The sequence below is a fragment of the Micromonospora sp. NPDC049139 genome (genome assembly GCF_055586845.1).
Genome location: NZ_JBVJHK010000001.1, coordinates 565714 through 590525, shown reverse-complemented (window position 1 = coordinate 590525; position 24812 = coordinate 565714). Strand labels below are relative to the sequence as shown.

Annotated in this window: 22 protein-coding genes; 6 read left to right on the top strand and 16 right to left on the bottom strand. The window is 73.4% G+C overall.

Features of this window, described 5'->3' with window-relative positions; all coding sequences use genetic code 11:
* Positions 1-21: 21 nt before the first annotated feature.
* Entirely contained in the window at positions 22-1524 is a 1503-nt protein-coding gene (locus ACZ6Q9_RS02625; protein ID WP_466021379.1) for an IMP dehydrogenase, read from the top strand.
* Positions 1525-1640: 116 nt separating this feature from the next.
* On the opposite strand, the gene ACZ6Q9_RS02620 is transcribed toward ACZ6Q9_RS02625, so the two are convergent.
* Genes ACZ6Q9_RS02620 through ACZ6Q9_RS02610 form a run of 3 tightly spaced genes read right to left on the bottom strand, consistent with a single transcriptional unit; the run spans position 1641 to position 3663 of the window.
* Positions 1641-2321, bottom strand: coding sequence for a methyltransferase domain-containing protein (locus ACZ6Q9_RS02620; RefSeq protein WP_393265821.1), 681 nt, complete (start codon positions 2319-2321; stop codon positions 1641-1643).
* A complete protein-coding gene (locus ACZ6Q9_RS02615; RefSeq protein ID WP_393449195.1) occupies positions 2318-2992 on the bottom strand; it encodes a TIGR04282 family arsenosugar biosynthesis glycosyltransferase in 675 nt (224 codons plus the stop codon). Before ACZ6Q9_RS02615 ends, ACZ6Q9_RS02620 begins: the two co-directional genes overlap by 4 nt.
* On the bottom strand, positions 2989-3663 hold the full coding sequence (locus tag ACZ6Q9_RS02610; RefSeq protein WP_393265826.1) for a glycosyltransferase family 2 protein: 675 nt from the start codon (positions 3661-3663) through the stop codon (positions 2989-2991). The genes ACZ6Q9_RS02615 and ACZ6Q9_RS02610 overlap by 4 nt, the downstream gene beginning before the upstream one ends.
* A gap of 144 nt (positions 3664-3807) precedes the next feature.
* Between ACZ6Q9_RS02610 and ACZ6Q9_RS02605 the strand changes: the two genes are divergently transcribed.
* Positions 3808-5277, top strand: coding sequence for a hypothetical protein (locus ACZ6Q9_RS02605; protein ID WP_393449198.1), 1470 nt, complete (start codon positions 3808-3810; stop codon positions 5275-5277).
* 109 nt (positions 5278-5386) lie between these two features.
* Here the strand turns inward: ACZ6Q9_RS02605 and ACZ6Q9_RS02600 are convergent, their stop codons facing one another.
* Positions 5387-6448 carry an NAD-dependent epimerase/dehydratase family protein gene (locus ACZ6Q9_RS02600; RefSeq protein WP_393449201.1) on the bottom strand — a complete coding sequence of 354 codons (1062 nt, stop codon included), beginning with the start codon at positions 6446-6448 and terminating at the stop codon, positions 5387-5389.
* 286 nt (positions 6449-6734) lie between these two features.
* Between ACZ6Q9_RS02600 and ACZ6Q9_RS02595 the strand changes: the two genes are divergently transcribed.
* From ACZ6Q9_RS02595 to ACZ6Q9_RS02580, 4 genes are all read left to right on the top strand, one after another.
* Positions 6735-8075, top strand: a complete 1341-nt coding sequence (locus tag ACZ6Q9_RS02595) for a molybdopterin-dependent oxidoreductase (protein WP_393449204.1) — start codon at positions 6735-6737, stop codon at positions 8073-8075.
* Entirely contained in the window at positions 8068-8502 is a 435-nt protein-coding gene (locus ACZ6Q9_RS02590) for a hypothetical protein (RefSeq protein ID WP_393449207.1), read from the top strand. The genes ACZ6Q9_RS02595 and ACZ6Q9_RS02590 overlap by 8 nt, the downstream gene beginning before the upstream one ends.
* A gap of 293 nt (positions 8503-8795) precedes the next feature.
* Positions 8796-9308 (top strand): FBP domain-containing protein, encoded by a 513-nt coding sequence (locus tag ACZ6Q9_RS02585; RefSeq protein WP_393450201.1) that lies wholly within the window; start codon positions 8796-8798, stop codon positions 9306-9308.
* Complete coding sequence (locus ACZ6Q9_RS02580) at positions 9308-9874, top strand: TetR family transcriptional regulator (protein ID WP_393265837.1); 567 nt, start codon at positions 9308-9310, stop codon at positions 9872-9874. The genes ACZ6Q9_RS02585 and ACZ6Q9_RS02580 overlap by 1 nt, the downstream gene beginning before the upstream one ends.
* A 124-nt stretch (positions 9875-9998) precedes the next feature.
* On the opposite strand, the gene ACZ6Q9_RS02575 is transcribed toward ACZ6Q9_RS02580, so the two are convergent.
* From ACZ6Q9_RS02575 to ACZ6Q9_RS02520, 12 genes are all read right to left on the bottom strand, one after another.
* Positions 9999-10853, bottom strand: coding sequence for an SMP-30/gluconolactonase/LRE family protein (locus ACZ6Q9_RS02575; protein WP_393449210.1), 855 nt, complete (start codon positions 10851-10853; stop codon positions 9999-10001).
* A 78-nt stretch (positions 10854-10931) separates the two neighbouring features.
* On the bottom strand, positions 10932-11870 hold the full coding sequence (locus ACZ6Q9_RS02570; protein WP_396826698.1) for a GNAT family N-acetyltransferase: 939 nt from the start codon (positions 11868-11870) through the stop codon (positions 10932-10934).
* Positions 11867-12706, bottom strand: a complete 840-nt coding sequence (locus ACZ6Q9_RS02565) for a fumarylacetoacetate hydrolase family protein (RefSeq protein ID WP_393449216.1) — start codon at positions 12704-12706, stop codon at positions 11867-11869. The genes ACZ6Q9_RS02570 and ACZ6Q9_RS02565 overlap by 4 nt, the downstream gene beginning before the upstream one ends.
* A gap of 76 nt (positions 12707-12782) precedes the next feature.
* A complete protein-coding gene (locus ACZ6Q9_RS02560) occupies positions 12783-13871 on the bottom strand; it encodes a hydroxyacid dehydrogenase (protein ID WP_393449219.1) in 1089 nt (362 codons plus the stop codon).
* Complete coding sequence (locus ACZ6Q9_RS02555) at positions 13855-14862, bottom strand: dihydrodipicolinate synthase family protein (RefSeq protein WP_393449222.1); 1008 nt, start codon at positions 14860-14862, stop codon at positions 13855-13857. Before ACZ6Q9_RS02555 ends, ACZ6Q9_RS02560 begins: the two co-directional genes overlap by 17 nt.
* Before the next feature lie 2 nt (positions 14863-14864).
* A complete protein-coding gene (locus ACZ6Q9_RS02550) occupies positions 14865-15899 on the bottom strand; it encodes an NAD-dependent epimerase/dehydratase family protein (RefSeq protein ID WP_396826701.1) in 1035 nt (344 codons plus the stop codon).
* Positions 15896-16798, bottom strand: a complete 903-nt coding sequence (locus ACZ6Q9_RS02545) for a carbohydrate ABC transporter permease (RefSeq protein WP_396826703.1) — start codon at positions 16796-16798, stop codon at positions 15896-15898. Before ACZ6Q9_RS02545 ends, ACZ6Q9_RS02550 begins: the two co-directional genes overlap by 4 nt.
* Positions 16795-17697, bottom strand: a complete 903-nt coding sequence (locus ACZ6Q9_RS02540; protein ID WP_396826705.1) for a carbohydrate ABC transporter permease — start codon at positions 17695-17697, stop codon at positions 16795-16797. Before ACZ6Q9_RS02540 ends, ACZ6Q9_RS02545 begins: the two co-directional genes overlap by 4 nt.
* 96 nt (positions 17698-17793) lie before the next feature.
* The gene (locus ACZ6Q9_RS02535) at positions 17794-19029 is read right to left on the bottom strand and encodes an ABC transporter substrate-binding protein (protein ID WP_396826707.1); all 1236 of its coding nucleotides are present in this window, start codon (positions 19027-19029) and stop codon (positions 17794-17796) included.
* 23 nt (positions 19030-19052) lie between these two features.
* Positions 19053-20315, bottom strand: coding sequence for a Gfo/Idh/MocA family protein (locus ACZ6Q9_RS02530; protein ID WP_396826709.1), 1263 nt, complete (start codon positions 20313-20315; stop codon positions 19053-19055).
* A gap of 38 nt (positions 20316-20353) precedes the next feature.
* Positions 20354-22537 (bottom strand): hypothetical protein, encoded by a 2184-nt coding sequence (locus ACZ6Q9_RS02525; protein WP_396826711.1) that lies wholly within the window; start codon positions 22535-22537, stop codon positions 20354-20356.
* A 32-nt stretch (positions 22538-22569) separates the two neighbouring features.
* The gene (locus ACZ6Q9_RS02520) at positions 22570-24672 is read right to left on the bottom strand and encodes a hypothetical protein (RefSeq protein WP_396826713.1); all 2103 of its coding nucleotides are present in this window, start codon (positions 24670-24672) and stop codon (positions 22570-22572) included.
* Positions 24673-24812 lie beyond the last annotated feature (140 nt).

Here is a 24812-nt window from a genome sequence, read left to right as displayed (position 1 = left end):
CGGAGTGTTTAGGAGCAGCGCGTGGTCGTGATCCTCCCCGAGGTCTCCCGCACCCTCAACGAGTACCTACTCGTGCCGAACCTCACCACCGAGGACTGCACCCCGGACAACGTCGACCTCTCCACGCCCATCGTGCGGCACCCGGTCGGCGGGTCCTCGCCACTGCGCATCGCCGTACCGCTCGTCAGCGCGATCATGCAAGCGGTCTCCTCGCCCCGCCTCGCCATCTCGCTCGCGCAGACCGGCGGGCTGAGCTTCATCCACCAGAACCAGACCGTCGAGGCGCAGGCCGAGTCGGTCAGCGCGGTCAAGCGCCACAAGGCGGGCTTCCGGCACTCCGACATCAACACGAAGCCATCCGCGACGCTCGGCGAGGTCAGCCGCCTGCTCAAGGCCGCCGAACGGGACGTCGCGGTCGTCACCGACGACGGCACCTCGAGTGGCCTGTTCATCGGCCTGATCTCCACCGCCGACTTCCATCCCCAGCGTCACGACCTCAACGGCACGGTCGAGTCCCGGATGCGCCCGGCCGACGGTCTGGTCACCGCGCCACCGACGATCTCGCTGTCCGACGCGAACACCCTCATCTGGGACCACCGCCTCGACCTGCTGCCGATCGTCACCGCCGACGGTCGCCTCGCCTCGATTGTGCTGCGCCGCGACTACGAGCTGCACAAACAGTTCCGCAGCGAGTCTATCGACGACGACAAGCGGTTCCGGGTCGGCGCCGGGATCAACACCCGCGACTACCGCGACCGGATCCCCGCCCTCGTCGAGGCCGGCGCGGACGTGCTGTGCATCGACTCCTCCGACGGCCACTCGGTCTGGCAGCAGAAGACGTTGCAGTACGCCGTTGGTGAGTTGAACGGCGCTGTCCCGGTCGGCGCGGGGAACGTCGTCGACGGCCGCGGGTTCCGCTATCTCGCCGATGCCGGTGCCGCGTTCGTCAAGGTCGGTATCGGCGGCGGGTCGATCTGCATCACCCGCGACCAGAAAGGCATCGGCCGCGGGCAGGCTTCCGCACTCATCGACGTGGTGGCCGAACGCGACCGCTACGCGGACGAAACCGGCATCTACGTGCCGATCTGCTGCGACGGCGGTCTCCTCGCCGACTACCACATGGCGATCGCCCTCGCCCTCGGCGCCGACTTCATCATGCTCGGGCGTTACTTCGCCCGATTCGACGAAAGCCCCTCCAACCTCGTCAATCTCGACGGGCAGCTGTTCAAGGAATACTGGGGTGAGGGCTCCCAACGGGCCCGGAACGTCGCCCGCTACGACCAGGGCGAGACCGAGCTGCCGTTCGAGGAAGGCGTCGACGGCTATGTGCCGTATGCCGGCAGCCTCTACCCCAACATTGCCCGTACGGTTGCGAAACTGCGCGCCACCATGGTCAGCTGCGGCGCCATCACATTGCCGGACTTTCACCGCGACGCGGTGCTCGTCCAGGTGTCGCAGCAGAGCTACGAACAGAATGGCGCCGAGGTCCGGTTGCGCAGCGGCTCAGGCGGCAGCGGACAGTAGACGGCCGCTTCGTCATCACGGGCGGCCTGACCTCTACATCCGCGTCCCCGGGGCACGGCACCGCGCTTCGTCCCCGTCCCGGCAACGCATCACGTCGCGCCAACTACTGACGAAGATCACAACTGTGGCAGTGCCACGACGGGCGCGCGTCGGTGCGGGCCCGGACGCTCCGAGCGGGTCAGCTCGGCGAACCAGCGGCGGCCGGAGCGGAAGACCTCGCCGACCGCCAACCCGGCCGCCCCCGCCGTGCCCGCCACCGCGCACGTGTCGAGCCATGCCCAGCGGAAGGTCGGGCCCCGGTGCCGGCCGGATGCCACGTGGACCTGTCCCTGCCAGGCGCCGGAGCCGGGCGGCTCCAGCTCGACCAGCACTGTTCCCGCCGGCCGCAGCAACGCCCGGCACCGGCGCAGCAGCGCGATCGGGTCGCCCCCGATGCCGATGTTCCCGTCCAGCAGGACCGCGTGTGCCCAGCGTCCCTCCGCCGGCAACGGGCCGAACAGGTCGGCCCGCACGGCGACCGCGCCCCGGGCCCGGGTCAGCGCCACCGCCCGGGCCGACACGTCCACCCCGAGGGTGGTCAGCCCGGCCACTGTCAGGGCCAGGGTCACCCGGCCCGGGCCGCAACCCAGGTCGAGGGTGGGACCGGTGCAGCGGGTGACCACCGCCGCCTCTGCCGTCCCGGCGGGCCGGTGCCACCGGTGCACCGGCAGGCGGCGGCGCAGTCCGTCGGCGGGCACCAGCCAGTGCGCGTTGTCGCCCCGGTCGCGCAGGGCGGCGGCGAAACCGTCCCCGGTCACGCCCGCACCACCATGGCGCGGCGCACCGCCGCGACCTGGCGGGCGAAGCGGCCACCCGGGGTCGCCACGGCCACCGCCCGCGCGTCCGACCAGTCGTCCACGTCCCGCAGCACCGGCAGCGGCATCGTGCGCAGCCCTCGCCCGGTCAGCGCGGACCACGTCGACCGGCCGGTGCGCGGAGTCGACATCGGCACCCCGCGCAGCGCCACCGCCTGCCGCGGGTCGCGCAGCCCCAGCCCCCACCAGCCGCCGTCGGCGGCCCGTCCCAGCACCGCCTCGGCGTCCGCCAGCCGGCGTACGGCGGCGGACAGCCGCGCCGGCGTCAGCTGCGGGGTGTCCATCCCGATCTGAAGCACCCGACGGCCGGGGAAGGCGTCGGCGACGTCGCCGTGGGCGTTCGCGAGTCGGGCCGCGAAATCCACGCCCCGCTGCGGCAGGACCGGCCAACCGGCGACGGCGGCGGTCAGGTCGGCGGCGTCCTCGGCGTCGGCGAGGCGCCCGGCCAACGCCAGCACCGGCGTCACCCCGGGAGTGTCCCGCACGGCGTCCAGGGTGTCGCGCAGCGCGGCGGCGGCCAGCTGGGCGGCCTGGACCGGGGTCGCCGGTGGGCAGAGCCGGGTCTTGACCCTGCCCGGCACGGGGGCCTTGGCGACCACCAGCAGCACGGTCACCGGGGGCGCTCCACGGTGCGCAGCACGGCCGCGAAGTCCCGGGTGGCACGCAGGGTGCCGCGGAACGAGCCGGAGACCTTGGAGCGGGTGCCTGTGGCACGCGGGGCGTACGCGACGTCGAGTTCGTGGATGCGCCAGCCCGCGGCGGCGGCCCGGATCAGCAGCTCCAGCGGGTAGCCGAAGGCCCGGTCGGTGACGCCGAGACCGAGCAACGCCTCCCGACGGGCCACCCGCATCGGGCTGAGGTCACGCAGCGGCACCCCCCGGTGCCGCAGCAGCGCGGCGACCAGCGCCGTTCCGGCCCGGGCGTGCCAGGGCCAGACCCCGACACGGACCGGCCGGCGACGGCCGACGGCCAGGTCGGCGCTCCCCCCGGCGACCGGGGCGACCAGGGCGGGCAGCTCCCGAGGGGAGAACGAGCCGTCGGCGTCCAGGACGCACACCAGTTCGGTCTCGGCGGCCTCGATCCCGGCGTGCACGGCCGCGCCGTACCCCCGACGGCGCTCATGGACCACCCGGGCGCCGTGCCGGGCGGCCACCTCGGCCGAGGCGTCTCGAGACCCGTTGTCCACCACGATCGCCCGGTATCCGGGCGGCAGCGCGGTCAGCACGGCGGGCAGCGCGGCGGCCTCGTCCAGGCACGGCAGCACCACGTCGATCGGTGTCGGCATACCCCCGACGCTAAGTCCGCGCGGGGCCACCCGTTCCGCGTTCGGCCTTACGGAACGCCTACCGAACAGGCACTTCTTACCATCCGGTGACGTACCGACGACTCGGCTGACAGGGGGCGGGGCAGACCGTACCGTCCGGTCGACATGAGACCCGGTGCCACACTTTCCCGCTCGCCCGTTTCCGACCGCGTCCCGGCGCGCGACGGGGGCGACCTGGTCGTGCTGGGCGTCGAGGCGGCGCTGCTGGCCACGGCCGTGGTGATCGGCGCGGTGCTGAACCATCGGGGTGTGGACCTGCACGCCGAGGCCGCGCCGCTCTACGCCACCTGGCGGCCGCACCTGGGCTGGGGCACCCCAGTCGCGCTGCTGGTGGCCGCGGCCGTGCTCGGGCCGGGGCTGCGGTGGGCCCGAGCGGCCCGGTGGGGCCCGCTGCTGTTCGCCGGCTACCTGGCGGCGGTGGCCTGGACGCTCGCCCTGGCGCTGGTGGACGGCTGGTCGGCCGGGCTCGCCCGGCGGCTCACTCCGCAGGCGGAGTACCTGCACGAGGTGCCGCGGGTCACCGATGTCGGGCGGATGCTGGTCGGTTTCACCGACCGGATCCTCGACTTCCAACCGGACTCGTGGTCCACCCACACGGCCGGCCATCCGCCGGGAGCCCTGCTGCTCTTCGTCGGGCTGGACCGGATCGGCCTTGGCGGCGGGACGGCGGCGGCGTTGGCCTGCGTCCTGGTCGGGGCGACCGTGGCGGTGTCCGTGCCGGTCACGCTGCGGGCGCTGGGCGCGGGCGAGGCGGGTCGGGCGGTGCTGCCGTTCCTGGTGCTGCTGCCGGGGGCGGTCTGGGTGGGCGCCTCCGCCGACGGTGTCTTCACCGGTGTGGTCGCCGCCGGTTTGGCCCTGCTGGCGGTACGCGGGCCCGCGATCGCGCTGGCCGGCGGGCTGCTGCTCGGCTTCGCGCTGTACCTGTCGTATGGCTTCGTGCTGGTTGCGCCACTGGCCCTCGCGGTGCTGGCGTTGCGGCCGGCGCGCCGGCGCGGCGCGATGTTCGCCGGTGCGGCCGGGGTGGCCGCGGTGGTGGTGGTGTTCACCGTCGCCGGCTTTCAGTGGTGGCGGGGGTACGACCTGGTGGTGGAGCGCTACTACCAGGGCTGGGCGGCCGACCGCCCGTACGGCTACTGGGTCTGGGCGAACCTGGCGGCCCTGCTGCTCGCCGCCGGACCGGTGGCCGGGCCGGCGCTGCGCCGCGCACTGCTCGCGGCTCGGGCGGGCCGAGGGGCGGTGACACGGGTCGGAAGTGGTCCGTCGGTCCCGTTGGCCAGCGGCCCGGAACCGGGTGGTTCGGCGGTGCGCGGCCTCGTGCGGCACCACCGGCTCGTCGCACTCGCGTGGCGGGCCCGCGAACCGACCATGCTGCTGCCGGCCGCCGCCGCGCTGGCGGTGGCCGCCGCCGACCTGTCCGGGATGAGCAAGGCCGAGGTGGAGCGGATCTGGCTGCCGTTCGCGGTCTGGCTGCTGGTCGCCGTCGCGCACCTGCCCGCGCCGGCCCGGCGTTGGTGGCTGGCGGGGCAGGCGCTGACCGCCCTCGCCGTGAACCACCTGCTGTTCACCGTCTCCTGACCGAACGCCGACCTCGCCGGGGGCGGGTGGGGCCGCGACCCGGGACGGCCGGGGCGGTCGCCGGCGGGGTCGCCGGGCGGGCCAGCGGGCGGCGGGTGCGGTGGTGTGGTCAGACCGCCACGGCGGCGGGCTCGCGCAGCGGGTCGGTGGCGAAGGCAGTCACCCCGTCGACGAAACCGACCCGGGCGGCATAGCCGAGCAGTTCGCGTGCGCGAGCGGGGTCGGCCACCACGTGCCGCACGTCCGCGGCCCGGGCCCCGCCGACCACCACCGGCGCCGGCCCACCCATCGCCGAGGCCAGGGTGGCGGCCAGGTCGCCGACGGTGTGCGGCTCGCCGGAGCAGACGTTCACCGGCACCAGGCCGTCCGGGGTCGGCGCGGTCAGGGCCAGCAGGTTCGCCCGCGCCACGTCGGTGACGTGCACGAAGTCGCGCCGCTGCCGGCCGTCCTCGTAGACGCGCGGCGGCCGGCCGTCCGCCAGCGCCGACCGGAAGATCGACGCGACCCCGGCGTACGGGGTGTCGCGGGGCATCCGGGGACCGTAGACGTTGTGGTAACGCAACGCCCACACCCCGCCCCCGGTCTGCCGACCCCAGGCGGCGGCGAGGTGCTCCTGCGCCAGCTTGCTGGCCGCGTACGTGCTGTGCGGCTCCAGCGGGGCATCCTCGGGCACGAGTGCCGGGGTGAGGGTGCCGGTGCACTCCGGGCAGGTGGGGTCGTACCGGCCGGCGGCCAGGTCGGTCGGGCGCCGCAGGGCGGGCCGGACGACGCCGTGCCGGGCGCACACGTAGCGCCCCTCGCCGTACACCACCATCGAGCTGGCCAGCACCAGGCGGGACACACCGGCCCGGTGCATCGCGGCGAGCAGCACCGCCGTGCCGTAGTCGTTGTGGCTGACGTAGTCGGGGGCGTCCGACGGGTCCAGCCCGTGTCCGACCATCGCCGCCTGGTGACAGACGGCGTCGACGCCGCTCAGCAGGTCGTCGAGCAGCCCCGGGTCCCGGATGTCGCCGACCACCGGGTCGTGCCGGCGGGACCATTCGGGAAGGGCGCCCCCGTGTGCCTGCGGCAGCAGCGCATCCAGGCACACCACGTGGTGCCCCTCGGCGACGAGCAGGTCCGCGACCTGCGATCCGATGAATCCGGCGGCGCCGGTGACGAGTACGCGCATTCCCGTCACGCTAGGTCAGACCGGTGGCCCCGCGGGCCGGTTCCGGTCGGACGTCAGCCTTCCGTAAGGGCCCTCGGTGATGCGGACCGGCGGTGAGCTTCGGTAATGCGGCAAAGCCCGCCGGCGGGTGGTGCTGCCGGTTAGCGTGCTGCACGAGGGCCCGCCGCGCCGGGCTCGACGACTCGCCGCCAGGAGAAACGTGCCCGCCGACCCGCCGCCAGACCCGCCTCCGGGGCCCGACCCTGGCGGGCCGACGCGGGCGTCCGGCCGGCCCGAGCCCTCCGCCGTGCCACCCCGGCCGTCCGCCGGGACAACAGACAGCCAGGGGTACGCCTACCCGGCGCGGCTGTGGCGGGCGCTGGACCGGCACCGCCCACCGGGTGCCGAGGCGGCCGCCGGCGCCTGGCGCAGCCCGGTACGCGGCCCGTGGCTGACCTCGGTGTTCGGTGCCGTCCTGCTTGCCGCGCTACCGCTGGTGATCATCACCGGGCTGTTGGACTGGATCGCCTACGGTCCCCGCCTCGGCCAGGCCTTTCCCCGCGACGTGGGCTGGCTGCACCCGCCCGTCTTCGACTGGCCGACCCGCCCGGCCTGGCTGTTCCGGGTCACCCAGGGCCTGCACGTGACACTCGGCATCGTGCTGGTGCCGGTGGTGCTGGCCAAACTCTGGTCGGTGGTGCCGAAGCTGTTCGACTGGCCGCCGGCTCGATCGACGGCTCAGGCGTTGGAGCGACTGTCGCTGTTGCTGCTGGTCGGCGGGATCCTCTTCGAGATGGCCACCGGCCTGCTCGACATCCAGTACGCCTACCTGTTCGGGTTCGACTTCTACACCGCGCACTGGTACGGCGCCTGGGTCTTCACCGCCGCCCTGGTCACGCACGTGGCGATCAAGTTGCCCCGGATGGTCTCCGCGCTGCGCGGTCCGGGCTTCGCGCGTACCCCGCCGGCCGGGACCCGACCGGAGCCGGCGGACCCGGACGGTCTGGTTGCCCGGCGCCCCGGTGCGGCGACGATGAGCCGACGCGGAGTCCTGGCCCTGACCGGGGGCGGCGCGCTGCTGCTCGCGGCGCTGACCGTCGGGCAGAGCCTGGACGGCGTGCCGCGCCGCACCGCGCTGCTGCTGCCTCGGGGGCGGCGGCACGGCGACGGGCCGAACGGCTTCCCGGTGAACCGCAGCGCTGCCGCAGCCGGCATCCAGCCCGTCGACACCGGGGCGAACTGGCGGCTCAGCGTGCGGGGCGGCGGCCGCACCGTGGAGTTGGACCGTGTCGGCCTGCTCGCGATGGCCCAGCACACCGCGGACCTGCCGATCGCCTGCGTCGAGGGCTGGTCGACGGCGCAGACCTGGACCGGGGTGCGGCTGCGCGACCTCGCCGCCCTGGTCGGCGTGCCCGAGTCCGCCCCGGCACGGGTCCGATCGCTGGAACGGAGCGGCCTGTTCCGTCAGACCCGGTTGCAGCCCAACCAGGTCCGCGACCCGGAATCGTTGCTCGCCCTGCGGGTCAACGGCGTCGACCTGTCCCTCGACCACGGCTACCCGGCGCGGATCATCGTGCCGGCACTGCCCGGCGTGCACTGCACCAAGTGGGTCCGGGAGATCACCTTCGAGGAACGTGCCGATGGTTGAGTTCCGGCGCGGCTACGGCGCCGCGCCCTGGCACCTGCTGCTCCTGCTCGGCTGTTTCGCAGTGACGGGCTGGATCGCGTTGCGGCTGTCCGGGGAACCGGCCGCAGGCGGGATGCTGCTCTGGTTCCTCGGCGCGGTCATCGCCCACGACCTGCTCCTGTTCCCGGTCTACGCGTTGATCGACCGGGGGCTGCGCGCCGCCCCGGGGCACCGAGGCACACCGTCGGCGCTGAACCACGTGCGGGTGCCCGCGCTTGCTGCCGGGCTGCTGCTACTCGTCTACCTTCCCGGCATCCTCGGTCTCGGCGACGAGACATACACGGCGGCGACCGGCCTGGCCCCGCGACCGCTGCTGGTCCGCTGGCTGGCGATCAGCGGGGCGCTCTTCGCCGCCAGCGCGGCGCTCTACGCGTTGCGGCGGCGCTGACCGTTCCGCAGGCCAGGCTTCGCCGACCTCTGGCGACTGGGCTCGCGACGCCAGGCCAGGCTTCGCCGGCGTCTGACGACTGGGCTCGCGACGCCCTGCGACCTCGGTGGTGCTCGGGGACGCGGCAGGTGGACGGGGACTCGGCGCGGGGGGTCGATGAGGCGGGCGCTCCGGCTGCTGGCGAAGGAGTTCGGACGGCGGATCGCACCGGAAATCGAGTGGACAGGGAACTTGTATCGAGTTACAAGTTGTAAGCATGTACAGATTTACTGGGAGGTGACGTCGTGCGGGTCATGAGCCGGGACGAGGTGCGCGGTGCGATCGCGAACCTGGACGCGGTCGAGAGCAAGGTGCGTCTGCCGGCCTGGTTCGACGAGGTCGCGTGGGGCAAGCTCGACTACCTCGGGTGGCGAGATCCCCGAGCGCCATTGCGGGCCTACCTGGTCACCGACATCGACGGCACGGCGTCGGGCGCCCTGCTCCGCCAGAGTCCGAGCCGGGCCGAACTCGGCGGGCGAGCGGTCATGTGCTCGCTGTGCCACTTCATGCGGCGCTTCAACGAGGTCGCCCTCTTCTCCGCGCCGCGCCCCTCCGCGGACAAGCGCCAGCGGCTGAGCACGCTCGGCATCCTCGTGTGCACCGACCTCGACTGCGCCACGAAGGTGCACAGCGCGCCCGTCCTCGGACCGCTCGACCCACCGGTTGACGAAATCATCCGGGCGCGCAGGGAGGGGCTGCGGATGCGTACCGTCGCGTTCCTACGCTCGGTGTCGAGCACTCCGAGAACCGTACGAGGGAGGCGATGATGGCGTACCTGGCGCGTGCGGAGCGGCGCCGCTCGATCGTCGAGGCGGCGGCCGCCGTGGTCGAGCGCGACGGCCTGAGTGCGGTGACGGCGAGAATCGTGGCGGACGAACTTGGCGGGTCACCGGGCCAGATCCATCACCACTTCGCGTCAACCGACGAACTCGCCGCCGAGGCCTGGCGGCACTACGCCGCGCAGCAGATCGACGAGTACGAGCGCGACGTCGACGGCCTCGACGCGTACGACGCGCTCGTGCTCTTCTTCGCCGACCTCGTGAGCACCGACGGGGACGGGCACGCGCTGGCGCGGTGGGCCGAGGCGGGCGCACACGCGCAGCAGCGTCCCCTCGTCGCGAGGAGCTACGTCGAGACGCTCTCCCGGCTGACCGACGTCCTCGCCTCGGTCCTGGCCGGGGACTCCGAGGCCGCGCAGGCGCGAACGGCCGCCTGGCGGATCCTCATGCTCGGAGTCGGGCTCGCCGGGCTCACCCGCATCACCGAGGACTCACCCGTGCCGGCTCGTGACGTCATGCTGTCGGCGATCGGAGCAGAGACGGGCCGACGCTGAACCACACCCGTTCCTTGCCGGCGACCGTGACGCGCTGGTCGCCGACGAGCGCCCCCTGGCGATCAGCGGCGGGTGGTCACCTGTACCGCGAGACGTGGCGCGCGATCGGGGCTCGGCGCCGCTGTCAGCCCGCGAAGGTGTGCTCGGGGAACCCCGGCACCTCGGGTCGGATCCGGAACAGTGCCCCCGCCGGGGAACGGTCGTCGGCCGACAGGCCCTGGCGGGAGGTGGTGATGTAGAGGTCAGCGTGGTCGGGGCCGCCGAACGCGCACGCGGTGGGGCGCCGAACCGGCAGCTCCACGACGGCGGTGAGGCGGCCGTCCGGGGCGTACCGGTGGACGACGCCCCCATCCCACAGGGCGACCCAGACACCGCCCTCGACGTCGAGGCAGAGCCCGTCCGGCGTGCCCGCGTCGGGCGGCACCGCGACCATCGGCCGTCGGCCGTGCAGCTCGCCGGTGGCCAGGTCGAAGGCGAAGGCGTCCATCCGGTGGGTGGCCGAGTCGACATACCAGGCGGTCCCGCCGTCCCGGGTCCAGGCCAGGCCGTTGGAAACGGTGAGCCCGGTGAGCACCGTCTCGACGGCACCGCTCGGGCTGAGCCGGTACAGCGCGGCCCGACCCGGCGCGGCGTCGTACGCCATCGAGCCGCAGTAGAAGCGCCCGAGCGGGTCACATCCGCCGTCGTTCATCCGGATCGACGGGTCCGACCAGAGCTCGGGCAGCAACTCCACCGAGTCGTCCCCGAGCAGCGCGAAGCCCCGCTCGACGGCGGCGACGAGGCCACCGCCGGATCGCGGGCGCAGGGCCGCGACCACCGGGGCGACGTGCCGGCGGCTGACCGCCCCGGTGACCGGGTCCAGCGCCAGGATGTCCCCGACCAGCATGTCGACCCAGCGCAGCCGCTGGTCGTCGGGGCACCACACCGGCCCTTCGCCGTGTCCCGCGACCGCCGGGGTGACCTGTTCCGCGACGACCATCGAACCTCCCTGGTGTGCCGTACGTGGCGTGGGCTGCCCCATGTCACCGTCGCCGACGGGGTGCGGCTCGTCCGGTGTTCACAGGTAGTCGGCCGGCCAGTGGAAGGCCCCGGGCGCGCCGGTGATCGCGGCCAGGTGATCGGGCGCCGCGTGGATCGGCCGGACCATGCCGGTGGTGTCGGCCTCGGTCACCGGATCGGCCAGGAGACACGGTAGTGCCGCCTCGATCGCCGGGTCGGCCGGCAGCCGGGCCACACAGTGCCCTACGCCGCGTTCGGCGGCGGTGCGGGCGACGGCGCTGAACAGGGCGCGCAGGGCCTCCGGCCGGTCAGGCCAGGCAGCGGCCTCGACCACTCGGACGCGCCCGGGAGACCACTGCGCGGCCAGGTAACCCGCCGTCCGGCCGCGGTGCCGGGCCACCAGCATCTCGGTGGGTGGGGCGTACCAGACGGGCACCCGGAGCCGCCAGTCGTCGGCGTCCCGCACGGTGCTCAGCGGCCGGTGGGCGTTGAACGACTCGTGCACCGGGGCGAGTTCCGCCCAGTCCACCGGGGACTGTGCCCGCACGGTCCAGTCCGGTGGCAGGGGGACGCCCGCCGCCGGTCGACCGCTCGGGTGGCGCAGGGTGAACGTGCGGTAGCCGCTGCTCAGGTAGACGCCCGGTGTGCCGGTGAACAGCAACGACCAGGCGCAGCCGTCCGCCGCCATCGCCGCGATGGCCAGGTCGAGCAGGCGGCGGATGTGACCCCGCCCGCGTGCCTGGACCCGGGTGGCGACGTTGGCGATCCCGCCGACCAGGTCGGCGCCGCCGGCGGCGTTGCGTACCCGGCGGGGCAGGTAGTAGACGGCGGCGACGACCGCTCCGGCCTCCACCGCGACGAACGTGCGTCGGAAGCGGTCGCGGTCGTGGGCGTAGAGCCGGGTCACGTGCGCGTCCGTGAACGCCTCGGCCCACGTGGCGTAGAGCGACGGTACGTCCGCCGGCGTGGCCGAACGGTACTCGACGGGGGCGGTCACGCGGGCGCGAGCACGTTGCGCTGCCGGCCGAGCCCGTCGATCTCCGTCTCCATCACGTCGCCGGCCGCCAGGTAGGGGAACCGGCCGGACAGCGCCACCCCCTGCGGGGTGCCGGTGTTGAGGACGTCGCCCGGTTCCAGCACGGTGAACTGGGACAGGTGCCAGATCAGGTACGCCACGTCGAAGATCATGTCGACGGTGCGGGAGTCCTGCCGAGGCTCGCCGTTGACCCACGAACGCAGCCGCAGCGCCTGCGGGTCGCCCACCTCGTCCGGCGTGACCAGCCACGGGCCGAGCGGGTTGAAGGTCTCGCACGACTTGCCCTTGGACCACTGGCCGCCGGGGTCCGCGAACTGGTAGTCCCGTTCGGACACGTCGTTGGTGACCGCGTACCCCGCCACGTGGGCCAGCGCCTCAGCCGGGGAGTCCAGGTAGCGGGCGCGTCTTCCGATCACCACGGCCAGTTCCACCTCCCAGTCGGTCCTCGTCGAGCCACGCGGAACCAGCACTTGGTCGTACGGGCCCACCACGGTGTTCGGTGACTTGTGGAACAGGATCGGCTCGTCGGGCGGGGCGACTCCGGACTCGGCGGCGTGCGCGCTGTAGTTCTGCCCGATGCAGAGCACCGCCCCGGGCCGGGCGATCGGGGCGCCGATCCGCTCCCCGGTCACGTCGAGCAGCGGCAGCGGCCCAGCCGCTCGGACGCGCCCGACGGGGTCCGCGGCGAGGAACGCCGCGTCGATGTCGGCGGTGATCCCGCTCAGGTCGAAGTGGTTGGCACCGTCGAACAGCACCGGCCGCTCGGCGCCGACCGGGCCGATTCGCATGAACTTCATGATGTCCTTTCTGGCGACGGCAGGGCCGCGGGCGGGCCCGGGTCCAGCGCGTACGGGTCGGGTGGGGGACGGCGGGTCAGCCCGTGCGGGCCAGCATCTCGGGCGTCACCGCGTGGGCGAGGGGCAGACCGGTCACATGCCGGATGATCTCGTCGACGACGATCTCGCCCTGCCGGCGGCGACCCTGCACCGTCCCGGCGGCCTGGTGCGGGGTGAGCAGCACGTTGGGCAGCGCCCGCAGCGGGTGGCCGGTGGGCAGCGGCTCCTCGTCGAAGACGTCCAGCGCGGCGTCGATCCGGCCGCGGGACAGCTCCGCGACGAGCGCCGCCTCGTCGACCAGCCAGGACCGGGCGGTGTTGACCAGACCGGCGCCGTCGGGCAGCAGCGCCAGCTCGCGGGCACCGAGCAGGTGTCGGGTCTCCGGCAGGGTCGGCGCGTGCAGCGCGACGATCCGGCTGCCGGCGAGCAACTCGTCCAGGCCGACCAGCCGGGCGCCGAGCGCCGCGACGTCCGCCGCGGTCAGGGTCGGGTCGTACACGCTGACCTCCGCCCCCAGGGCCCGGACCAGCTCCAGGTACGCCCGCCCGGTGCGGGACGCGCCGACGACGCCGACCGGGCAGCCGAGGATCTCGTGCCGGGGTGGCGCCTGTTCCGCCCGGCTCCAGCTCGTGCCGCCGCGCAGCGCGTGGTCGAAGCGGGGCGTCTGGTGCAGCAGGGCCAGGGTGAACGCGAGCGCGACCTCGGCCACCGACCGGGCCATGCCCTGCCCCGCCTGGGTGACCGTGATGCCGCGGGCGAACACCTCGGGGGTCACGAACGGCTTGACCGACGCGCCGGTGTGCGCGATCAGCCGGAGCGCGGGGGAGCGGTCCAGCAGGGCCGCGTCGAGCCGAGGAACGCTCCAGGAGGTCACCAGCACCTCGGCCCGGGCCAGCAGCGGCGCCAGGTCGGTGCGGGTGAGTGCCGCGTGATCGTCGACCAGCGTGGCGTCGGTGACGGCGGTCAGCCGGTCGCCGACCCGGTCCGGGAAGAACTGGGCGCGCAGGGTGGCCGGTACGGACACCACGGTGACCGGGCGGTGCCCGCCGGGGAGCGTGGTCACGGGCCGGCCGTCCGGCGCCTCTGGCCTGCCGGCCGCCCCGGAGGGCTCACCGGAGCCAGTCATCGCGACGCTCCGCGACGAAGTCGTCGTCCGTCAGCCACGGGTAGGCGGTGGTCACCCGGGTCAGCTCCTCGGCCTGGCCGGGCGACAGCCCCTCGGCCGGGTCGAGGCACCAGACCCCGTCGAGCAGCCCCTGCCGGCGCAGCACCTCGTGGACCCCGGCGATGCAGCCGTCGAAGTCGTTCGCCGCGTCGAACACCGCCGCGTTCGCGTCCGTGAGCGCCGCCGCGCGGACGGTCAGCTCCGCCAGCGCCGCCGCGTCGCCCGAGCGGGCCGCCCGCACCCGGTCGAACATCGCCACCGCCGCCCGGGTCCACACCGCCCACTGGCCGAGCAACCCGCCGACGAACCGGCGGCCGGCGAACTCGCCGAGCAGGTCGCCGAGGATGTGGTCGTCGTTGCCGGTGTACAGGGCCACCTCCGCGCCCCGGTCGGCGGCGGCGATCCCGCGCACCGCCTCCAGCGTGCGGTACCTGTCGAACGGGGCCAGCTTCACCGCGACCACCGACGGCAGGTCGGCGAACGCCCGCCAGAACGCCGGGGACAGGCGCGGGCCGCCGATGGCCGGCTGGAGGTAGAAGCCGATCACCGGCAGCACCTCGCCGACCGCGCGCGCCCGCTGGAGCAGGTACGCCTCGTCGGCGCCCGGCACGACGGGGGACAGCAGCACGGCGTGGTAGCCCAGCCCGGCCGCCAGTTCGGCCTCGGCGACGGCCTGGACGGTGGGTCCGCACGCCCCGGCGACCTTCACCACCGGCCGGCCGGCCTCGGCGTCGACCGTCTCCGCGGCCATGGCGAGCACCGGCCGCAGCAGCCCGGCCTCCCGGACGGCGAACTGGGTGGTGTGCACGCCGACGGCGAGTCCGCCCGCCCCGGCGGCCAGGTAGTAGCGGGTCAGCGCTCGCTGCCGTCGCTCGTCGAGGCGACGGTCGGCGGTCAGCGCCAGCGGGTGCGCCGGGATGACGGTGCCTTCGCGCAGCAGTTCCAGGGACACGGTCAGAACCTCCCGTCGCGGACGGCGAACTTGGTGGGCTTGCCGGAGGTGGGCAGCCCGGCGGCCAGCCAGTCGGCCTGCCAGTCGATCAGGGTGCCCAGCGGGACGTCCGGGTAGCCGAACAGCGCGTGGCAGCGGGTGGCGTCGTTGAGCAGCGCCGTGGGCGCCTCGGTGCCGGCGTACGTCACCGGCTTGCCCAGGCGCGCGCCGAACCGGGCGGCGATCCGGCGCACCGGCGCGGTCTCCGGGCCGGTCAGGTTCAGGGTGCACACGTCGGCGGAGGCGTGCCGCAGCGCCCGCAGGGCGACCTCGTTGGCGTAGCCCTGCCAGACCGCGTTGACGTGGCCGGTGGTGACGTCGACCGGGTCGCCGGCCAGCACCGCCTGCCCGATGTCGGCGAGCACCCCGTAGCGCAGGTCGACGGCGTAGTTGAGCCGCAGCACCGCGACCGGGGTGCCCCGGGTCGCGGCGGCGTGCGCGAAGACCTGCTCCCGGCCGAGGCAACTCATCGCGTAGTCGCCGACCGGGCCGGTCGGGTCGGTCTCCACGCAGCCGCCCGAGGTCACCGGCACCATCGGGTAGACGTTGCCGGTGGAGAACGCGGCGATCCGGGCGGCCGAGTAGCGGCGGGCCACCGCGGCGGGCAGCACCGCGTTCACCATCCAGGCCAGGTAGGGGGCGGTGGCGGTGCCGAACTTCGCGCCCACCATGAAGATCACGTCGCGGGCGTCGGGCAGGCCGCCCAGGTCGCTGTCGCCCAGCAGGTCGAACGACACCGGCTCCACCCCGTCGGCGGCCAGCGCGTCGGCCGCCGCCCGGTCCGACCAGCGCGACACCGCGTACACCCGGTCGCCGGTGCGGCCGGCGGCGTCGAGCCCCCGGCGGGCCAGCCGGCACAGCGACGGGCCCATCTTGCCCCCGGCGCCGAGCACCACCAGGTCGCCGGAGTCGCCGGCCAGGTCGGCGACGAGCGCCGCCGACGGCCGGGCCAGCCGGTCCTCCAACTCGGACTCACTGTTGAACACTGGTCTACTCATCCCTTGATTCCGGACATCGTGACGCCCTCGGTGAAGTACCGCTGGCCGACGAGGTAGGCGGCGAAGATCGGCACGAACGCGACGACCGAGCCGGCGAGCATGACGTTGAGCGGCACGTTCTCCTGCTGGAGGGAGGCGATGCCGACGGTGAGCGTGCGCATGTCCCCGCTCTGCCCGATGATCAGCGGCCAGAGCAGGTCGTTCCAGTGCCACAGGAAGACGAACACGCCGAGGGTGGCCAGGATCGGCTTGCACAGCGGCAGCACGATCCGCACGAACATCCGCCACTCCGACGCGCCGTCGATGCGCGCCGCCTCGAACAGTTCGTCCGGCAGGCCCTGGATGAACTGCCGCATGAGGAAGACCGCCTGCGCGTTCGCGAGCGTCGGCAGGATCAGCCCCCAGTAGGTGTCCACCCCGCCGACCTTCGCGATCAGGATGAAGGTCGGGATGAGGGTGACGTGGTAGGGCACCATCACCATCGCCAGGAACGACCAGAACATCGTCTCCCGGCCGGGAAAGCGCTTCTTCGCGAACGCGTACCCGGCCATCGCGGCGAGCAGGAGCACCGCGACGACGCTGACCACCGAGTAGATCGTGGTGTTCAGCAGCCACCGCAGGATGTCCCGCGAGTCGAGCACGGTGGCGTACGCGTCGAGGTCGATCGGCCAGGGCAGCAGGCTGCCGGGGAACTCGACGGCAGCGATCGGCTTCAGGCTCAACACGACCATCGCGTAGAACGGGAACAGGGTGACCACGCTGGCGACGGCGAGCAGCACGTACCGCAGCGCGGTGCCGGCCGGTCCGGGCTGCAACGCCCGGTACGACCGACGCCGCCGCTTCGCCGGCGGGGGTGGCGTGGTGGGCGCGGGCGTGGGGGCGGTGCTCGTGGCGGTCACTTGTTCCTCCCGAGGGCCAGCCGCTGCACCAGGGCGACGACCAGGGTCATCACGAACAGGGCCACCCCGATCGCGCTGGCGTAGCCGAGGTCGAAGTACTTGAAGCCCTGGTCGTACAGGGCCATGACGAGGGTGTAGCTGGCGCGGGCCGGGCCGCCGCCGGTCATCGCGTACACGAGGTCGAAGACCTGGAAGGAGGCGGTGGTCTCGATCACCAGCAGGAAGAACAGGACCGGCTTGAGCTGGGGCAGCACGATCCAGCGGAACCGCTGCCACGGGCCGGCGCCGTCGGTGAGCGCCGCCTCCTCCTGCTCTCTGGGCAGGTCCTGGAGCCGGGCCAGCACGATCAGCATGCCGTACCCGAAGTGTGACCACACGCCGACCAGCGCCAGCGCCGGCACCACCAGCGCGCTGGAGGCCAGCCACGAGTCGTCGGGCAGGCCGAGCCAGCCCATGATCCGCGACCACGGGCCGTCGGAGGAGAACACCCAGGAGAAGACGGTGGCGACCAGGACCAGGCTGGTGACCACGGGCAGGAAGAACACCGACCGGAAGAAGCCGACGCCGCGGAAGCCGCGCCGGACCAGCAGTGCCAGCCCGACCGACACGGCCACGGTCAGCGGCACGTACAGCAGGGTGTAGACGACGGTGACCCGCAGCGACTGCCAGAACACCGGGTCGTCGACCAGGTGGCGGGCGTTGTCCAGCCCGGTCCATTCGGCGTTGCCGCCGATCGTGTACTCCATGAAGCCGAGCACCAGCCCGGCGATGGCCGGGCCGAAGCGGAACGCCAGGAACAGCAGGAACGCGGGGAGGACGAAGAGCAGACCCCATCGTGCCTCGCGCCGGGCGATCACCCGCCGGGCCCTGCGGGCCGGCAGCTGAGCAGGTACGGCCATCTCGCCATCCTCTTCGCGGGTACGGACCGGCCGACGTGGCCGGTCGAGTGGTGCCCGGCCCGCCGTCGCGACGCGGCGACGGCGGGCCGGTGTGGGTCAGAGCAGCGCGTCGGCGGCCTTGGCCGCGTCGGCGAGGGCCTGCTCGGGGGTCTTCTTGCCGATCAGCGCGGCCTGGATCTCGGGGCCGAGCACGCCCATCACCTCGCGGCTCTTCTCGTTCAGCGAGCCGACGGTCATGCTCGGCAGGGTCTTCTCCAGCTCGCCGTTGACCGGGTCCTGGGCGTAGAGCGAGCCGGCGGACTTCTTCGTGGAGAAGTAGCCGCCCGCCGTGTCGTACGCGGTGGCCACGGACGGCTGGGTGGCGAAGGTGATCCACTCGCCGGCGGCCTTCTTGGCCTTGCTGCCCTTGAGCATCGACAGGCTGCCCACCGCGCCGTAGCCGACGCTCTTGACGTCGGTCAGCGGCGGGAAGATCTTGATGTTCTCCTTGCCCCAGAACGTCTCGACGTCGGCCGGGACGTGCTGCCAGGTGCAGGCCACCTTGTTCTTGGCGACGTTGGTCTGCTCGAAGGCGGGGATGTTGGTGAGCAGGTCCTTCTCCACGTAGCCGCCGTCGACGAGCTGCTTGAGGAAGGTCAGCGCCTTGACGCCCTCGGGGCCGTCGAACGCCACCGACTTGCCGTCGGCGCCGAACACGTCCCCGCCGGCCTGCCACAGCAGGGGGTAGAAGGACTGGTTCAGGGTGGCGTTCGGGTCGGCGTAGTAGTTGGTCACGTCGAAGCCCTTGGCCTTGAACGTCGGCGCGAGGGCGAGCAGGTCCGCCCAGGTCTTCGGGTAATCGGTGACGCCGGCGGCGGCGAACACCTTCGCGTTGCACATCAGCGGGTTGGCACTGGTCAGGATGGGCGCGCCGAGCATCTTGCCGTCCTGGGTGACCGCCTCGCGGAGGTTGTCCAGGTAGTCGGCCTTCGCGTCGGCCGGCAGGTACTCGTCGACCGGCTCGATCATCTTGCCGAACTTCCCGAGCTGGTCGGGGATCAGGTAGACCACGTCGGGGCCCTTGCCGCCGGCGATCGCGGTGGTCAGTGACTCCTCCCGCTTGGCCCACGGGAAGATCTCGACCTTCACGTCGACGTTCGGGTGGTCGGCCTCGAACGCGGCGACCTGCTTGTCCCAGAAGCCCCGGTGGGTGGCCTCGTCGGGGATCACCGGGTAGATCCACATGGTGACGTTCTGCTTGTCGCCGCCGGCGTCGGACCCGCCGCCGCACGCGGTGAGCAGCCCGGCCGCCAGCGCGGCGACCGCGACCGGCGCGAACCTACGAACTCGCATCTGTCCGTTCCTCTCTGAATGGTTCACTGCGCGGGCACGGTGACGACCGTGCCGGTGTGCCGGGCCGCCTCGGCGGCGAAGACCGCGAGGTGGCTGGCGAGGGTCTCGTCCAGTCCGGACCGGATGTGCCCGCCGTCGCCGGTGGCGACGGCGCGCACGAAGGCGTCCATCAGCCCGGTGTCGCCGCCGCCGTGGTCGTCGGCGGCGGTGGACCCGCCGACCGTGCCGGCGTCGAGGACCTCGATCTGGTCGGTGCGGAAGTCGTGCACCCGGACCCGTTCGCCGTCGCCGGAGAGCGAGCCGTGGGTGCCGAACAGTTGGGTCTGGCGGTGGGTCTGTTCGGTGAAGGCGGCCATGGTGAAGGTGGCGGTGACCCCGCCGGTCAGCTCCATCGCCACGACCTGGTGGTCGACGACGTCGTTGTCGCCGGCGTAGACGCAGCGTCCGTACGGGCCGGTGCGCAGCGCCTCGACCAGCGCGGCCTCGTCGGTGCCGTCGGTGACCACGCTGACCGGCCAGATCGGCCCGTGCTCGCGCAGCACCGGCAGGTACAGCTTCGGCGCCGAGTACGGGCAGTCCGGCTCGACCGGGCAGTCCAGGCACCGCTGCGCGGCGCGGGCCGGGGCCTGGTCGGGTCGGAAGTGGCGCAGTCCGCCGAAGCTGGCGACGCGTTCGATGCGCCGGCCGGTGACGTAGCCGAGCCAGTCCAGGTCGTGGCTGGACTTGGCCAGCAGCATCGGGGTGGCCAGGTCCTCCCGCCGCCACGGGCCGCGCACGTAGGAGTGGGCGTAGTGCCACCAGCCGACCGGTTCGAGGTGCTGGACGCTGACGATCTCGCCCAGCACCCCGCTGTCCACCACCCGCTTCACCAGGTCGGTGTAGGGGGTGTAGCGCAGCACGTGGCAGACGGCGAACAGCACCCCGGTGGCGCGGACCGCGTCGACGATCTCCCGGCACTGGTCCGCCGTCGGCGCGAGCGGTTTCTCCACCAGCAGGTGCCGGCCCGCCTTGGCGAACGCGACGGCCGGCTCCACGTGCATCCGGTCCTGGGTGGCCACGACGACCGCGTCGGCCGGCGCGTCCGCCGCCAGCAGGTCCCGCCAGTCGGCGTACGCCGCCGCGCCGGGGTGGGCGGCGGTGATCAGCCCCCGCTGGTGGGGGCGCGGGTCGGCGACCGCGACGAGCCGCGCGCGTGCGGGGTTGGCGGCCACCCACCGGGCGTACGTCTGTCCCCGGTTCCCGGCGCCCACCAGCGCCACCCGCACCGGCCGGTCCTGCTGTTCCACCTGTTCCTCGCTTTCTCTCTCGCTCGTCGTCGCCGCGCTCAGACCGTCAGGTTTCCGGCGTCGCGCACCCGGGGCGAGGCGGCGGGCAGTTCCCGGGCCACGCCCTCCTCGACGCACCCGGTGTGGTGCAGGTGCGACCCCTCGCCGAAGCCGGCGTCGGCCAGCCGCAGCTTCCCGCCGGTGAACTGCGCCCCGACGGCGGAGTACCGGTTGGTGCCGGCGTCGACGCTGACGTGGGCGGTGCCGGCGTCGACGGTGCTGCTGCGGTAGCCGCCCAGTTCCCACCGCACGACGCCGGTGGCCGCGGCGCGGGACAGCAGCGCCTTCGCCGCGTTCGTCCCGCTGAACACCGCCCCGGATCCGACGCTGATCCGCTGGTCGGCGGCGCCGGCGAGGCGGATGCCGGTGTCGGTGAACGTGCCGCCGGAGAGGCGCAGGTCGGCGGACTTCACGGTGACCGGCGCGGCGTCGGGGGCGCCGACGAACGTCACGTCGGTCAGGTGCAGCCGCCCGGTGCCGCTGAAGGTGTGGCCGTTGACCCCCCGGAGGGTGGTGCGGACCAGGTGCACCGGGGTGGTGACGCTGGCCTGCACCACGTCGGTGCCGGCCGTGGCGAGGGTGAAGGAGCAGCCCTCGATGACGTTCGGCCGCTGCGACCGGGTGGACTGCTGGGAGATGATCAGCGTGTCGTCGGCGGAGCAGCCGCGCAGTTGCACGCCGTCGGCGTTGACCCACATCATCCCGGAGCCGGCCAGTCCGGTCTTGCGGATGACCTGCACGTCCTCCAGGGTCAGGTCGGTGACCTTCACCCGGGCCACGAACCAGGAGCAGACGTGCTTGCGCACGGTGATCCGCTTGGCCGCCGAGCCCCAGGCCGCTCCGGAGTTGGCGAAGGTCATCAGCCCGGAGTTGCCGGTGTAGACGAGGTCGTGCTCGTACTGGCCGTGGGTGACGAACGGACCCTGGTCGTCGCCGTCGCCGTGACAGTTGGTGACGTAGCAGTACGCCGAGGCGGTCCAGTCGTTGAGGTGCCGGGCGTTGGAGGTGCGGCAGTCCTCGACGTGCCCGTACAGGCAGTAGATCTGCTGGGTCAGGTAGCCCGCGCCGCCCCAGGTGACCGAGGTGGGGTTCTTCAGGGTGCACCGGGTGGTGTGGAAGTACGTGCACCAGCGGCGCATGATCACCGGCCAGAACGTGCCGGTGGCGTCGACGTCGGCGACGTCGCAGTGCACGGCGTACTCGTAGGCGATCGGGTGGGAGCCGGTGTACTGGTCGGCGCCGTTGCCGGTGAACACCAGGTCGCGTACGTGCACCCGGCTGACCGGCTCGACCCGGGTCCAGGTGAGGGTGCGCCCGGGGGCCAGCTCCCAGCCGTTCTTGTAGTTGACCCGGATGTGGGTGCCGTCGACGATCTGGGTGACCTGGACGAGCTTCTGCAGCTCCTTCTCCCAGCGGCCGGCGAGCTGGTTGACCTCGACGGCGTACCACTGGCCGACGGCGAACGCACCGGAGTCGGCGACCTGGAAGGAGTCCCAGCCCTCCCGGACCGTCTCGGTCAGGGTGTGGGTGCGCACCTCGTCGGTGACCTTGCCACGGAAGAACAGCACGGCGGCGAACGGGTCGTCGCGGCCGGCGTCCTCGATCCCGTCGGTGGACATGGTGTGCCCGCCGAAGTCGAGCACGAGGTCGCTGCGGGTGAACCGGTGCCGCTTGACGAAGCGCAGGTCGGAGTGGGCCTCGATGCGGTGCACCGACGGGTCGTTCACCATGGCGTCCAGCGCGGCGTCGGCGGGGGTCTTGGCGTCGAAGACGCCGAAGTGCCGGAACTCGACGACGCCGTCGTGCAGCTGGAGCCAGCGGCCGGGCCCGGGCCGGTCGCCGTGCGGGTCGAGCACGGTGCCGCCGTTGCCCGCAGCGGTGCTGGCCGCGTTCCAGCGGACGAAACGGGCGCCGCCGTCGCCGGCGGCGTAGTGCCCGTCGACGTGCACGACCCGCCCGTCCTGCAGGGTGCCGGGATTCAGGGCGAGCAGGGCGGCGACGGTGCCGACGTGCAGGACCGCGTCGAGGCCGGGGGCCAGGGGGTTCGCCGTGCTGTCGGGCTCGGGGGCGGCGGACGCGGCGGTGGCGGGGGCGAGGGTGAGGGCGGCGCCGGCGAGGGCGAGCCCGCCGACCCCGGTGGCGCGCAGCAGGGTGCGGCGGGAGGTCGGTTCGGAACGGTCCATGGGGGTGTCTCCTCTTGCAGGGGCCGAGGCGATCAGAGGGTGAGGTTGTCGCCGGTGGCGACGCGGGCGGAGTCGGCGGGCAGTTCGCGGGCGACCCCCTCCTCGACGCACCCGGTGTGCAGCAGGGTGGAGGCGGCGCCGAAGGCCGCGTCGGCGAGCGCCAGCCGCCCGCCGGAGAAGCGGGCGCCGACGGCGCGGTACCGGTTGACGCCGGTGTCGATGCGCACGTGCGCGGTCTCCGCGTCGGCCGCCGCGCTGCGGTAGTCGCCCAGCTCGATCCGGACCGCGCCGGTGCCGGCGGCCCGGGTCAGCAGCGCCCGGCGGGCGTTGCTGCCGGTGACCACCGCGCCGCCGTCGACGACGAGGCGCTGGTCGCGGACGGCCGACAGCTCGATGCCGGTGTCGGTCAGGGTGCCGCCGCGTACCACCACCTCGGCCGCGCCGATCAGCAGCGGCGCCGCGCCCGGCGCCCCGGTCAGCGTGCAGTCGGTGAAGTGGACGGGGCCAGCGCCGCGCATGATCGCGCCGTCCAGGCCGCGGAAGGTGGTTCGGACGAAGTGCACCGGGTTGCTCACCGGGGTCTGCACGATCACCGTGCCGGCGGGCTGGTCGAAGTCGCAGTCGGCGACGACCGTGGGCCGGCGGGAACGGGTCGAGCGCTGGGCGATGCTCAGCGTCCGCGCCGAGCAGCCGCGCAGCTGCGTGCCGTCGGCGTTGACCTGGAGCGTGCCGGCCGGGTCGAAGGTGGAGCGGGCGACGACCCGCACGTCCTCCAGGGTCAGGTCGGTGATCTTGGTGCCGGCGACGAACCAGGAGCAGACGTGCCGGCGGACGGTGATCCGCTTGGCGCTGATGCCCCACTGGCCACCGCTGTTGGCGATGTCCATCAGGCCGGAGTTGCCGGTGAAGACGAGGTCGTGCTCGTACTGGCCGTGGGTGGTGAACGGGTTGCCCCCGGCGTCGTCGCCGTCGCCGTGGCAGTTCTCCACGGTGCAGTACGCCGAGGCGGTGAGGTCGTTGAGGTGCCGGGCGTTGGAGCTGCGGCAGTCCACGACGTGCCCGTACAGGCAGTAGATCTGCTGGGTGAGGTAGCCGGCACCGCCGTACATCACGGTCGGCGGGTTCTTCAGGGTGCAGTCGGCGGTGGTGAAGTGGGTGCACCAGCGGCGCATGATCACCGGCCACCAGGTGCCGGTGGCGTCGATGCCGGAGACGTCGCAGCGCACCGCGTACTCGTAGGCGACCGGGTGGGAGCCGCTGTACTCGCGGTCGTCCGGCCCGGACCCGGGGTACTCGCCGGTGAAGGCGACGTGGCCGAGGAAGACCATGTTGCGCACGTGGGCGCGCTGGACCGGCTCGACCCGCCGCCAGGTGATCGTGCGTCCGGGCTCCAGCGCCCAGCCGTTGAGGTAGCCCACCCGGATGTGGGTGCCGTCGACGATCTGGGTTACCTGGACCATCTTCTGCAGTTCGCGCTCGTCGGCGCCGGTGAGGGCATTGCTGGTGGCGGTCCACCACTGGCCGACGGTGAAGCGCCCCGAGTCGGGCACCGGGAACACGTCGGTCAGCTCGGGCACGGTCTCGGTGAGGGTGTGGGTGATCGTCGTGTCGGTCACCGCACCCCGGAAGTAGAGCACCGCGCCGAACGGGTTGTCGTGGGTGTTGCGCTCGATGCCGTCGGTGTGCACCGTGTGCCCGCCGAAGTCCAGCTCGATGTCGCTTCGGCCGAAGGTGTGCCGCTTGACGAAGCGCAGGTCGGTGTGGGCCTCGATCCGATGGATCGCCGGGTCGGCGACCATCGCGTCCAGCGCGGCGTCGGCGGGGGTGTCCCGGCCGAAGATCCCGAACATCCGGAAGTCGCCGACCCCGTCGTGCACGGCCGACCACCGGCCGCGCCGGTCGCCGCGCCCGCCCGGGTACGGGTCGTGCACGGTGCCGCCGTTGCCGGCGGCGGTGCTGGTGGGGTCCCAGCGCAGCAGCATGCCGCCGCCGTCGCCGGGGGTGTGGTAGCCGGCGACCCGTACCAGCGTGCGGGCCGTCAGCGCGGCGGGGGTGAGGTCGGCCAGGTCGGCGACAGTGTCGACGCGCAGGACCTGGTCGTGGGGGGTGGGAACGGACGTGCCAAGTAGACCCATGGAGAGCCTCAACCTTCGCGGTCCCGCCGGCCGGCGGGTGCGCCGGACGGCGGTGCTGGGGGGTCTGCGGCCGCCGTGAGGCGCCGCAGGACGGGGGGAAGGTCGGGCAAACGCGCGAGGCGCGCAGGCGGCGGAGCTGC

Excerpts from the sequence above, each read along its gene's own strand:
- ACZ6Q9_RS02600 (WP_393449201.1), bottom strand. The coding sequence starts at position 6,448 with ATGCGCGTACTCGTCACCGGCGCCGCCGGATTCATCGGATCGCAGGTC.
- ACZ6Q9_RS02580 (WP_393265837.1), top strand. The coding sequence starts at position 9,308 with ATGGCGTACCTGGCGCGTGCGGAGCGGCGCCGCTCGATCGTCGAGGCG.
- ACZ6Q9_RS02535 (WP_396826707.1), bottom strand. The coding sequence starts at position 19,029 with ATGCGAGTTCGTAGGTTCGCGCCGGTCGCGGTCGCCGCGCTGGCGGCC.
- ACZ6Q9_RS02550 (WP_396826701.1), bottom strand. The coding sequence starts at position 15,899 with ATGAGTAGACCAGTGTTCAACAGTGAGTCCGAGTTGGAGGACCGGCTG.
- ACZ6Q9_RS02605 (WP_393449198.1), top strand. The coding sequence starts at position 3,808 with ATGAGACCCGGTGCCACACTTTCCCGCTCGCCCGTTTCCGACCGCGTC.
- ACZ6Q9_RS02610 (WP_393265826.1), bottom strand. The coding sequence starts at position 3,663 with ATGCCGACACCGATCGACGTGGTGCTGCCGTGCCTGGACGAGGCCGCC.
- ACZ6Q9_RS02520 (WP_396826713.1), bottom strand. The coding sequence starts at position 24,672 with ATGGGTCTACTTGGCACGTCCGTTCCCACCCCCCACGACCAGGTCCTG.
- ACZ6Q9_RS02540 (WP_396826705.1), bottom strand. The coding sequence starts at position 17,697 with ATGGCCGTACCTGCTCAGCTGCCGGCCCGCAGGGCCCGGCGGGTGATC.
- ACZ6Q9_RS02565 (WP_393449216.1), bottom strand. The coding sequence starts at position 12,706 with ATGAAGTTCATGCGAATCGGCCCGGTCGGCGCCGAGCGGCCGGTGCTG.
- ACZ6Q9_RS02560 (WP_393449219.1), bottom strand. The coding sequence starts at position 13,871 with ATGACTGGCTCCGGTGAGCCCTCCGGGGCGGCCGGCAGGCCAGAGGCG.
- ACZ6Q9_RS02575 (WP_393449210.1), bottom strand. The coding sequence starts at position 10,853 with ATGGTCGTCGCGGAACAGGTCACCCCGGCGGTCGCGGGACACGGCGAA.
- ACZ6Q9_RS02590 (WP_393449207.1), top strand. The coding sequence starts at position 8,068 with ATGGTTGAGTTCCGGCGCGGCTACGGCGCCGCGCCCTGGCACCTGCTG.
- ACZ6Q9_RS02585 (WP_393450201.1), top strand. The coding sequence starts at position 8,796 with ATGAGCCGGGACGAGGTGCGCGGTGCGATCGCGAACCTGGACGCGGTC.
- ACZ6Q9_RS02525 (WP_396826711.1), bottom strand. The coding sequence starts at position 22,537 with ATGGACCGTTCCGAACCGACCTCCCGCCGCACCCTGCTGCGCGCCACC.